Origin of the sequence: Sphingobium sp., from assembly GCF_035511395.1 — a bacterium.
Lineage (GTDB): Bacteria > Pseudomonadota > Alphaproteobacteria > Sphingomonadales > Sphingomonadaceae > Sphingobium.
In genome coordinates this window covers 1-11,302 of record NZ_DATKFP010000168.1, presented here as the reverse complement: position 1 = coordinate 11,302, position 11,302 = coordinate 1, and the positions used below count along the sequence as shown (strand labels likewise).

Here is an 11,302-nt window from a genome sequence, read left to right as displayed (position 1 = left end):
CGGTTTCCGCTACCAGCCTGTTCTCTGACGCCTTCGCGTATTTCTCGACCAAGTTGACGACTTGGCGGGGGGTGAGTTCCTTGCCGCGATAGTTGCCCAATTGTGGTTGGGTAACACCGATCGCCCTTGCGAGGACCGTGTCCGTGACCGACTTGGTTCCCTTCGCTCTCATGATGCGCCGTTCAAATTCCTTGAGAAGATCGTCACCGTTCATTTTGAAAGCGTCTCCTACGAACACATCAGGCATCCAAAGTGCTGTCCCAACTCAGATCCATCATTCGAGCGACCAGGTCCCTCGAATTGCCAGGGTCTCTGAACACTAATAGATCCGCTCCCGCTGTGTAGTCTCTAAACGATGATTAATCGGTCATTCGCGCAGCCTGCCGAATCGAAGACCGGTATCTGCAGGGAGCCGAGTAATTAGGGCGCCGAATTCAGCATGGCTCGGAAGCGCTGAACCAAGTGGTAGATGCCAAAGCTGTTGGAAGGCTTTATCAGGAACCTGAACGTCACTCCGTAGTGCCGGATCAGGGCCTCCACCGTCGAACTGTTCTGATTGGTAACCAAAACCGAGCGCCCGTTTGAATGGAGCGGTGCGGTCATCCCACAATCGGTAGCCAATCCCACTACGGCGCGGCCAATTGGTAGCGAGAGATTACCGCCATAATACTTAGCCTCCGCGTGAGCTACTACATCGGCGTAAGAGGGGTCTTGATTGGCCCGGCGACAGGCTGCGGCGACAGAAGCGGTAAGCAACAGGAGGTCGAACTCATGCGCGATGGAGGAGGCGCCTCGAACCTTGACGCCAATGTGCGCCTCTAGGTCGACCTTGCCTGGCTTCGTGAGCCGGACGTGCGTGAAGTTGCCGGAGGGTAACCGTCCCGGCGCTAGGCGGAAGACCGCGTACGTCGTGGGGTTGTCCGACCGGTCGCGCAGTTCGGTGGTCCAGTGATCCGCAGACGCAGCCTGGACGAAAAGCGCCAGCACGTACCCCTCGTAGACGTCATGCGCGGCGCTTGCCCCGTTGTAGCCGAGCGTGGCGGCGGTGGAGAGCGCCGCCTGATCGTCGACAGCATGCTAGACAAGGCCATCGAGGCGCCCCCTCAGGGCCGCGAACGTCGGCGCGTATCCGGACACGATGTCGAGCGCCGCGCGTCGCTGCTGGCCGCGCACCCGGTCGTTCTGGTCGAGGCCGATACTTTCCTTGGTCTCCACTAAGTCGCGAGCATCACCATCGGCGTCGGGGCCCGGCATGAAGACGATCTCATCGACCTTGAGCAGTTGCATGGTAGCGAGCTCCGCCTGCGCCAGATCGACCGTCACTGCCTCGGCGGCGTCGATTAACGCACGTGCCACTGCTCGGCTTGCGGTGGCAGGATGAATTCCCGCTTCGGCCTGCTCAGCGGCCCAGTCAAAACCCATACCCCGTAACATCGCGCGCAGCTCAGCGATCAGCCCCTCTACTTCCTCTTCGTCCATGACAGCCCCCGAACGTCAAAATCACCGCTCAAGGAACAATGCATACCGCAGTTCGAAGCGTGGTGAGGCGGCAACTTCTATGGTCGCTGCAATAGGTCTTCAATAACTGGTTTTAACGACGCGAAGCTGTCGCTGCCAGAGAATGTGAACGAAAGGCAGGAATCAGGTGACTGCTTGTTTCCCTCGAACGGCCGCTATGTCGGCGGGAGTCGACGATGCCAGTCCTGCACTCGTGGGTAGGAAGTCGATTTCTCATGGGGTTCACTCCGCCCGAAAGGTTGCTAAGGTGTTCTCATGCGTCGGGATTTGGAACATCTGCCAGCACACAAGCGCCGTGAACTTGAGCGGGTCGTGGCGATCATCTTCGAGGAGTTCGAGGATGCGCTGGCACTTGCCAAGCACCCCTGGAAGAAGCGTGGGCGGATCGAGAAGGTCATTCTCTATGGCAGCTACGCGCGCGGCGGATGGGTCGATGAGCCGCACACCGCCAAGGGCTACCAATCCGATTTCGACCTGCTCGTCATCGTCAACGACAAGCGACTGACCGACCGGGTCGACTACTGGCTGAAGCTCGAAGATCGCCTCAACCGCGAACTGTCGATCACCAAGACGCTGAAGACGCCGGTCAATTTCATCGTTCACACCCTGCAGGAGGTGAACGATGGGCTTGCCCACGGCCGCTATTTCTTCATGGATGTGCGGCGCGACGGGATCGCGCTTTACGAAGCGGTCGATGACGAACTGCATGAGCCCAAGCCCAAGACGCCAAAGCAGGCGCTGGCGATGGCGCAAGAGTATTTCGATGAGTGGTATCCCGCCGCCCTTCAACGGTTCGAACTCGCAAAGGTGGGGCGCGAAAAGGGGTTTTTGAAACCCGCAGCGTTCGATCTACATCAAACGACGGAATTTCTCTACCATTGCGCCCTTTTGGTCTGCACTTTCTACACGCCACACGTCCACAATATCGGCTTCCTCCGCACCCAGGCAGAACGGCTGGACCGGCGCCTCGTCGATGCTTGGCCGCGGGAGAAGCGGCTCGAACGCGCCCGCTTCGAAAAGCTCAAGGAAGCCTATGTGAAGGCCCGTTACTCCAAGCATTACCGGATCAGCGAGGTAGAGCTTGCCTGGCTGGCCGGTTGCATCGAAGATCTGGGACAGGCGGTCCATGCGATCTGCTCGGAGCGGATTGCTCAGCTTCTAGTCGAGGCCGAGGGCGAAGCCGCGTAAGTTTCCGGCCCGCTTGTCATATTCTGCAGTTGCCGTCATGCTGCGGCTGCGTGGCGGGATTTCTGGCAACCACCGCGTGGACCTATTCCGCCAGGCATCATGAACGCCGGTCCTTTGAAGGACGGGCGGCCGGACCGGGCAAGGCCGCTTCCTGAAGCGGCTCGACGACGGCACAGCGCTGGAAGCCGAACACGCCAGGAAATCGGTGCGTTTGGTCTTGCCTGCCCGTTTTGCTCGTGTCCTCACGGCCTCTCAGTTCCATTGCTGGCGAGAATGGTTCGCGATCTGCCGTCGCGACCGAGGGGCCATGCGCGGACACGCGGGCCGACGGGCATGAACCTGACCCCGCCGATGCCGTGGTTACGCTGGATCTTGCCTTCCGGCACGAGGGACCGGCGCTGCTGCGCTATCTCGGCCGCCGCGCCGGGCACGATGCCGCGCCCGATATGCTGCAGGAAGTCTTCGCGCGCGCCGCCGGCAGTGCTCAGGCCGGAAGGCTCGCCAATCCGGCCGCCTTCCTGCGCCGCGTGGCGCGCAACCTCCTCATCGACCGGTCCCGCCGGCGCAAGGCTGACAACGTCATCGTCTTCCCGTTCGATGAAGACCTGCATTCCGCCAGCCTTCCCGAGCAGGAACAGGGGATCGAAGCGCGAGACCTGTTGCGGCTCTACGAAGGTGCGGTCGATGGTCTCCCGGAGAAGACGCGCCGTGTTTTCCTGATGCACCGCGTCGACGAGCTCAGCTATCGCCAGATCCATGAACGGTTGGGAATCAGTATCGCCACGGTGGAATATCACATGATGAGGGCCCTCGCGCACATTGCCCGGGCGGTGGACGCCGGCCGATGACCGATGGACAGGGGGGCGATCAGGACCAAGCCCACACGATTGAGGATGAGGCCATTGCCTGGCTGGTGCGCATGCGCGGCCCCGATGCCGCCGCGCTCGAAGGCCCCTTCGAGCAATGGCTGGCGGCTTCCCCAGACCACCGGCGCGCGCATGATTGGGCCCTTCGCCACTTCGAGGGCGCCGCGCTCCTCAAACAATCCGGGCGCCACGGCGCTGATGCCCGCCGATCCCGGCCGGCCGCGCGCTGGCTGGTGGCCGGCGCCCTCGCGGCGGCGGCGGCCTCCCTGCTGATGATTGTCGTCGCCCCCCCACTCGAGCATGGCAACAATCCCAAGTCGGTAACTGCGCCGACAGCGGCGTCGCCACTCATGACCGCGCGCGGAGAAATTCGCACATTCCGCCTTGCCGACGGCACTGCGGTGACGCTCGACACCGACAGCAAGCTCGCTTTCACGATCGATGCCTCGACCCGGAATCTCGATCTGGAGCGCGGCAAGGCCCGCATTGCCGTCGCCAAGGACCCGCGTCCCTTCACCGTCTCGGCAGGCGCAGGCACTATCACCGCCAAGGTCGCGACCTTCGATCTGGGCTACGACGACCGACAGGTGCTTGTCCGGCTGATCAGCGGTAATGCCGAGGTCCGGCCCGTGGCCCAGCAGGCCGTCTATGTGGTGCCGGCGCGGCAGGTTTTTGCGGGACAGAGCCTGTCCTATCGCGCATCCCGCTTCAGCTATCTTCCCGTGCCACAGCGTCTGCGTTCCGTGAACGACGCACAATGGCCATCGGGATGGGTCGAATATCGGGCCGTTCCGCTCTCCGTCCTGGTCGATCAGGCCAATCGTTATGCCGCGCAGCCGATCACCGTCGATGGTTCGAGGTTGGGTTCGCTGCAGGCCTCGGGCCGTTTTCGCCTGACCGATACCGACGCCTTCGCCCGCCGCATCGCCGAAGTCTTCGATCTCGACGTCTCACGCCGCCCCGACGGCATCCACCTCAGCCAAAAATAAATTTTGAGGCGCCCCTAAGGTCGGCCCCATCGCCTGCGTCGAACGTCCCCAACCGCCGCGCCCGTTTCGTGAAGGGCCGGCACGACAAGGGGGACTTGAACATGAGGAAACGTGCATCGGTCATTGCGGTTCTGCTCGCCGGAGCGGCGCTGGGCACTTGCCCCGTCGCGGCATGGGCCGGGACGGACACCGTCTATGCCTTCGATCTGCCGGCGCAGGATCTGGGCGATGCGCTTCGCGCGGTTGCGTCACGGGCCGGTCTCGAGCTTTACGCTTCGGCCGAACAAGTGAACGGGGTCTCGGCGCCGCGGCTTCACGGCTCGCTCACGGCGCGCGCGGCGATCGAACAACTTCTCAAGGGCTCGGGCCTCACGGCGCGATTTTCCGATGGCGCGGTCGTCATCGTGGGGCGATCGCAAGGGGGCGCGGCGGGCACGACCGACGCCTCTGACACCGAAATCGTGGTGACGGGCACGCATATCCGCGGGGGAACTCCCTCGGCCCCGGTGCGCACCACGAGCCGCAAGGCTATCGAGGCGGAAGGCCATCGCGATCTTGGCGACTTCATCAGGTCCATTCCCGAAAATTTCACCGGCGGCCAGAACCCCAGCGTCGCTGGCGGCGGCGATCAGGGTGCCGGCAATCAGAACTCCAGCTCCTCTTCCGCACTCAACCTGAGAGGTCTCGGACCTGATGCGACACTGACCCTGCTCAACGGTCACCGCCTTGCCTACGATACCATTGCCCAGGGCGTCGACATCTCGCAGATCCCATTGCACGCCATCGACCGCGTCGAAATCGTCACCGACGGCTCCTCCGCTCTCTATGGTTCCGATGCCGTCGGCGGCGTCGCCAACGTCATCCTGCGACGCGATTTTGAGGGCTTGGAGACATCAGCCCGCCTCGGCGGCTCCACTGACGGCGGCAACACCCAGCAGCAATATGACCTCCTGACGGGGAGCCGCTGGAATGGCGGCGGCATAATGGTGGCGGGCAGCTACTCCAATGTCACCGCCATCACCGCGCGCAACCGCGACTACACACGGGGACTCGACGATACCTCGACATTGGTGCCCTGGCAGCGGCAATACAGCCTGCTTGCCGCCGGTCATCAGGATCTCACGAGCCGCCTCAGTCTCGAATTCGACGCCCAGTACAACAAGCGCCTGACCGAGCTTGCCGCGCCTTTCCTCACGACCAGCAGCGTCACGACAAACGGCCTGCTCTCGCAGCCCAAGGTCCAGTCCGCGACTTTCTCGGGTACGCTTCGCTGGGATCTGGGGCGCTCCTGGACGGTCTTCGCGTCGGGCGTCTACGGGTTCAGCGACAACCACATTTTCTCGCGGCGCTATGCGGGCGGCGCCGAGACGCTGCGCTCCTGGCTCAATTACGACAATAGCGTCGCATCCGGGGAGATCGGCGCCGAAGGCGCGCTGTTGGCCTTGCCGGGAGGCGACGTCAGGCTCGCCCTGGGCGGGGGCTATCGACGCAATGGTCTCGATGTCCTGGTCCGTCAGCAAAGCGGCGGCACGAGTGCGATCACCAGGAACATCACCAGCGGGCGCGATGTGTATTATGGCTATGGGGAGCTCTCGATTCCGATCGTCGGGGAGGCGAACCGGAGCCTTCTTGTCGACCGCCTTCAACTCGATCTGGCTGCACGCTTCGAAGACTATCCCGGGAATGCGCGCCTTCTGACGCCAAAGATCGGCCTGCTTTATCGACCCGATCCCGCCGTCACGATCAGAGCCGGGTGGGGCAAATCGTTCAAGGCCCAGACGCTCTACCAGCAATACCAGCCCAGCCAGGGCGTCCTTCTGCCCGCTTCGCTGTTCCCCGGCGCGCGATCGAATTTGCCCGTTCTTGCGCTCGCAGGCGGCAACAGCAGCCTCAAACCCGAGAAGGCAGATACTTGGAATGTCGGGGTTACGCTGGCACCAGCTGCCGTTCGCGGACTGGAGATCAAGCTTGATTGGTTCGACATTCGCTACCGCGACCGTGTCGTCTCCCCGATCAGCAATCTGCTCGCCTCGCTCTCCGATCCGATCTACGCCGGCTACGTGACCTATGCGCCCAGCGCCGCGCAGGTTAACGCAGCCATCGCCGATCTCCCTCAGGGTCTGAGCAACCAGACCGGTGCGCCTTTCAATCCCTCCGCCGTGGGCGCTCTTGTCGTCGACACCTTGCAGAACGCAGCCCGCCAGCATGTGCGTGGGCTCGATCTGGCGGCGCACTACAAGCTCGACCTTGGCGCCGACAACTTCGTGCAATTCGAGGGCTCAGCGAGCTACCTCAAGAGCGATCAGCAGCTAAGCTCCGGCTTTCCGCTCCAACAGCTGGCAGGCCTGATCTTCCACCCACCGCATTGGCGCGGCCGTATGGGTGGTACCTGGCAGCAGGATAACGTCACGCTGTCCGCCTTCGGCAGCTATATCGGCGGAACAACCGACAATCGCTACATCCCCGCAACACGCGTCGGGTCCTTCACCACGCTCGATCTCGTCGGACAGTTGCGATCCCAGGCCAAGGACGGGATCGGCGCTGGCGTCACGCTCACACTCACGGTGCAGAATCTGTTCAACGCCAAGCCGGACACGATCCGCAACGCCATTCCCACCGACCCGCCTTACGATTCGACCAATTATCCGGCGACAGGCCGCGTCATCAGCATCGCATTGTCGAAGGCCTTCTGATGCCGGGATTTCGCTTGCTCATAGCAGCGGTTGGCCTGTGTCCTGTCCTCGCGTCACCGGCTTTGGCCGCCGAGGCAAAGCAGGACTGCGCCGCTGCCCTGACCCCGCCTATGGGTAGCCCAGAGCACCGCCTGCTCACGGCCGATTACCTGGTCCGCCTGCGCGATATCGGTGCCAACTTCGATACGCCGGTCTGGGCGGGCCTCGTGCCTTCGGACCCGAACGCCATCGCCCTGTCGCCAGATGGCACCAGGCTCGCCTTCGAAATGCGCCGAGCGGACCCGGCAAACAACGCCTTCTGTCTCGGCATCTTTGTGCTCGATCTGCGCCCGGGTGCGAAACCGGTCCTCGTCGATGAAGGCGGCGAGCTTATCCGGCTGCGTTACGATTTCCGCGGCAAGGCTGGCTATCCGACCGGACTTGTCGTCGATCGGCTGGCGCGATGGACCAGCGATGGGAAAGCCGTCCTGTTTCTCAAGCAGGCCGACGGCGTGGTTCAAGTCTGGCGCGCCGAGGCCGATGGGTCCGGGAGCCGGGCGGTCACCCGCAGCCCGGATGACGTGCTCGATTTCAGGATCGGAGTGGACGGACGATCGGTCATCTACAAGACTCAGCCTGGCCTGCGGACAGGGCTCGAGGCGATCGAGGCGGAAGCGAAGAACGGCTTTCACTATGATGACCGGTTCTCACCGATGGCCGCCAGCCGGCCCTTCGTTCCGGGCCCGCTACCCTACCGAACCTGGGTCCAGCCGGACGCCCCGGGCGCCGATGCGCGGGAAGCGGATAGCTCACAAGAAGCGCTGTTCGACTGGGATCCTGCCGCGCCGCGAGGAGCCCTGACCGGGGCCACTTCGCGGCGCGGCGAAATGGCCTGGCTTGCCATCGAGGGCGAGCATTTTCCGCCGCGAATGCGCCTTTCCGCGCGCATGGCGGATGGACGCACCGTGACCTGTTCGTCGCCCGTCTGCGATGCCCACCTCTCCGACCTTTGGTGGACGCACGGCGGGCGGCTGCGCTTCCTGCACCGCGAAGGATGGGACCTTGAGGCGACCGCCATCTACGAGTGGAAACCCGGCAGGTCCGTACCCCGGCGCATCTTTGTGACGAACGACGTCCTGACCAATTGCCTGCCAGTCGAGCGCGGCGTGATCTGCCTCAGGGAAAGCAGTCTACGGCCCCGTTACCTCTCGCAGATCGATCTGCCGTCCGGCCGCGAAACCCCGCTGTTCGATCCCAATCCGGAATTTCGGTCCCTGCGTCTCGGCCAGGTCGAGCGCCTGCACTGGCGCAACGGGCAAGGTCTGGAGGCGTTCGGCGATCTCGTCCTCCCGGTCGGGTACGTGCCGGGCAAGCACTATCCGCTGATCGTCGTCCAGTACGAGTCGCGCGGGTTCCTGCGCGGCGGCACGGGCGACGAATATCCGATCCAGCTCTTCGCCGCCCACGGCTTTGCTGTCCTGAGTTTCAATCGCCCACCCAATATCGGTCTTATGGCACAGGCCGGCACTCTGGCCGCGGCCCAGCGCGCCAACGACAAGGACTACGCCGATCGCCGCAGCGTCGAGGCCGCACTCGAGGCCGGAATCAAGCTCCTCGTTGATCGCGGCATCGTCGATCCCGATCGGATGGGGATCACCGGTCTCAGCGACGGGGCATCTACCGCCAATTTTTCCCTCATCAACAGCCACCTCTTCCAGGCGGCAGCCTTCAGTTCGTGCTGCTGGGATTCCTCGCTTGCGATCAGTGTCGGCCCTGGCGCCATGAAGCACTTCGCACAGTCCTATCCGGGCGTCCTGAGCGACGACGATCCCATTTGGGATCCGGTATCGATCGCCAAGAATGCGAGGCGTCTGAACGTGCCGATGCTGATCCAGGTGTCGGACGGCGAATTGCTGAGCGCGCTCACCGCCTTCACTGCCCTGCGCGACCATCACCAGCCCGCCGACATGTATGTCTTTCCGGGCGAGTATCACGTCAAATGGCAACCGGCCCATCGCCTGGCGGTCTATCGCCGAAGCCTGGCCTGGTTTCAGTTCTGGCTCGAAAGCGAGGAGCCGATCGATGCACCCTCCGATGAACTCGATCATTGGAAGGCCTTGCGCCGCGAGCGACCGCAGGCCGTCGGTCAGCCGGCGCGCCAATGATCGATCCACGCTTCTGCCTCGAGCAGTTCGAACAAACGCACCCGCTCGGCGCCCCAATCGGGCCGGTCGCTGCGAAGGCGCCTTTCGAGGGCAGGGCGATCGATGATGCCGTGCCGTGCCAGGCTTCCGTCGAGCAGGCATTCCGTGATTGCACTCCGATGTTGCATCAGCATTCGAGCGACAAAGCCATCCGGACCGCCCTTGGACCTGCGCTCCACGATCGATCGCGGCAGTGCGTCTGCAAAGGCGTGGCGCGCGACGGACCGGTCCTGTCCGGCTTGGCACCACATCCAGCTTGGGACGGCGAGGCTGGTCTCGACGATCGGCTGGGACATCAGCGGGTTGACGAGGCTTGCCATTCCCAACTGGCGTGTTCCGTCAAGATGGCGCTGGATGCGAAGGAGCGACGCGATATGCGCCGCCTTGCCGGGTAAGGCGCCGGCAGGTGCATCGAGCCAGGGATGGCGCAGCGGCTGCGCATCGAGTTCGGCGACAACCTCGCTCGCTAACATGCGCCGATCAGCGCGCCATTGATAGCGCCGGGGCCGTCGCAGGAGGCGCAAGGCCGACTGCCAGGCTTCGATAGCCGTGCAGCCCGTCAATTGGCGGATAGCCCTGTTCGTCGCCAAGGCCCCGCTCGATATCCCGTCATGCAGCAGACGGTCGGCAAGGGCGCCGGCCGAGTGCGAAAAGGCGAACACATTGTCACCGCCGTTGCCGGTAAAGAACGCCTGCGCTCCCGAATAACGAAGCGCACGCATGATCGCAGCGTCATACACTTGCGCAATGGTCCGGCCGGTCGGTCTCGGCAGATTGGGGCGCGCGCACCGAGCGATGCCGAAGTCGCATGACTCGTATTTCTCTTCGACCAGTTCCAGGCCGAGGTGGCCGCAGATAGTCCGTGCATAGTCACGTTCGTCGCCGATCGGGTCGTCCGTCGCGACCGTCACGCCGACAACTGGCGGTTTTGGCCTCTGCAGGCAGGTCGCGACAATGGAGGAGTCGAGCCCGCCCGATACCCCGACCAGCACACGCTCGAAGCGGCGCGACCAGGCTGCAACCGTGTTCTGAACTGCACGCCGCAGGACGGACGCGTGTCCGGCAAATCCGAGGTCCGGCTCGAACGCCACGTGATCCCAGGGCGACCAGCGATGGAGCGTATCCACTGACCGGGCATCGATGACGAGTTCGTCGCCCGGCAGGAGTTCACGAATACCCGAAAGCGCTGTCGCCTCGCCGGGCAAGTCGGCCCGGTAAAGGCCTTGCGCAACGCGATCGATCTCGACGGCGGGGCGTTCGAACCCGGCTTCCAGGAGGACCATGATGCTCGATCCCAGGATCACCCCGCCGGGCGTCGCGGCGTAATAGCACGGCATGGCGCCGGAGGGGTCGCGCAGGATCCGGACCGCCGAACCCGTGCTGCCGACCGCGACATAGCCGCCCCAATGTCGATCGAGCAGGGCGTCGGTAGATCCTTGGAGCCATAACTCCAGGACAGACCCCTTCAATTCGATGCTGTGGTCATTGGAGCCATGCCGCTCAAAGACGGACCCCAGAAGAACCGCATGACGCGCGCGCGAAGCAGCGGCGTGCACGCAGCCCGTCTGGGCAAACACACGCGCACGGCCTTCGAATGCGACCGGTTCGAGACGCGTCACGCCATCCGTCCGCGGACCCAGTCGCGCCATGGCCCCGGGCTCATGGGCCACAAGCACCAGATATTCGCCCCCGCTCATCGCACGAGGATCGGCTGATAGGCACGGACATTGTCGATCGTGTCATTCAGCACCTGCGCGCCGTCCTGGCTCCAGCAATGAGCCTGAAACGGATTTACCCTGACCCCGATCACCAAGCTTGGACGATAGCCTGCCAGACGGCACATCCATATGAAGGCAAGCGTATGC

10 protein-coding genes are annotated in these 11,302 nt (G+C 63.6%); 5 read left to right on the top strand and 5 right to left on the bottom strand.

Annotated elements, in window-relative coordinates; genetic code table 11:
• From VMR39_RS11535 to VMR39_RS11525, 3 genes are all read right to left on the bottom strand, one after another.
• A partial coding sequence (locus VMR39_RS11535; RefSeq protein ID WP_325416103.1) for a hypothetical protein occupies window positions 1-214 on the bottom strand: 214 nt, incomplete at its 3' end.
• A 206-nt stretch (window positions 215-420) separates the two neighbouring features.
• On the bottom strand, window positions 421-987 hold the full coding sequence (locus VMR39_RS11530; protein ID WP_325416102.1) for a hypothetical protein: 567 nt from the start codon (window positions 985-987) through the stop codon (window positions 421-423).
• A 90-nt stretch (window positions 988-1,077) separates the two neighbouring features.
• On the bottom strand, window positions 1,078-1,479 hold the full coding sequence (locus VMR39_RS11525) for a hypothetical protein (protein WP_325416101.1): 402 nt from the start codon (window positions 1,477-1,479) through the stop codon (window positions 1,078-1,080).
• A 294-nt stretch (window positions 1,480-1,773) separates the two neighbouring features.
• Here VMR39_RS11525 and VMR39_RS11520 point away from each other — a divergent pair, with 294 nt between their 5' ends.
• The 5 genes from VMR39_RS11520 (at window position 1,774) to VMR39_RS11500 (ending at window position 9,398) form a co-directional block, all read left to right on the top strand.
• Complete coding sequence (locus tag VMR39_RS11520) at window positions 1,774-2,706, top strand: nucleotidyltransferase and HEPN domain-containing protein (RefSeq protein ID WP_325416100.1); 933 nt, start codon at window positions 1,774-1,776, stop codon at window positions 2,704-2,706.
• 356 nt (window positions 2,707-3,062) lie between these two features.
• A complete protein-coding gene (locus VMR39_RS11515) occupies window positions 3,063-3,554 on the top strand; it encodes an RNA polymerase sigma factor (RefSeq protein ID WP_325416099.1) in 492 nt (163 codons plus the stop codon).
• Window positions 3,551-4,561 (top strand): FecR family protein, encoded by a 1,011-nt coding sequence (locus VMR39_RS11510; protein WP_325416098.1) that lies wholly within the window; start codon window positions 3,551-3,553, stop codon window positions 4,559-4,561. Before VMR39_RS11515 ends, VMR39_RS11510 begins: the two co-directional genes overlap by 4 nt.
• A gap of 101 nt (window positions 4,562-4,662) precedes the next feature.
• Window positions 4,663-7,254, top strand: a complete 2,592-nt coding sequence (locus VMR39_RS11505) for a TonB-dependent receptor (protein WP_325416097.1) — start codon at window positions 4,663-4,665, stop codon at window positions 7,252-7,254.
• Between the two features lie 110 nt (window positions 7,255-7,364).
• Window positions 7,365-9,398, top strand: a complete 2,034-nt coding sequence (locus tag VMR39_RS11500; RefSeq protein WP_325416095.1) for an Atxe2 family lasso peptide isopeptidase — start codon at window positions 7,365-7,367, stop codon at window positions 9,396-9,398.
• On the opposite strand, the gene VMR39_RS11495 is transcribed toward VMR39_RS11500, so the two are convergent.
• Window positions 9,380-11,056 (bottom strand): asparagine synthase-related protein, encoded by a 1,677-nt coding sequence (locus tag VMR39_RS11495; protein WP_325416094.1) that lies wholly within the window; start codon window positions 11,054-11,056, stop codon window positions 9,380-9,382. The genes VMR39_RS11500 and VMR39_RS11495 overlap by 19 nt on opposite strands.
• Window positions 11,057-11,130: 74 nt before the next feature.
• A complete protein-coding gene (locus tag VMR39_RS11490) occupies window positions 11,131-11,286 on the bottom strand; it encodes a lasso peptide biosynthesis B2 protein (RefSeq protein ID WP_325416104.1) in 156 nt (51 codons plus the stop codon).
• Window positions 11,287-11,302: the final 16 nt, after the last annotated feature.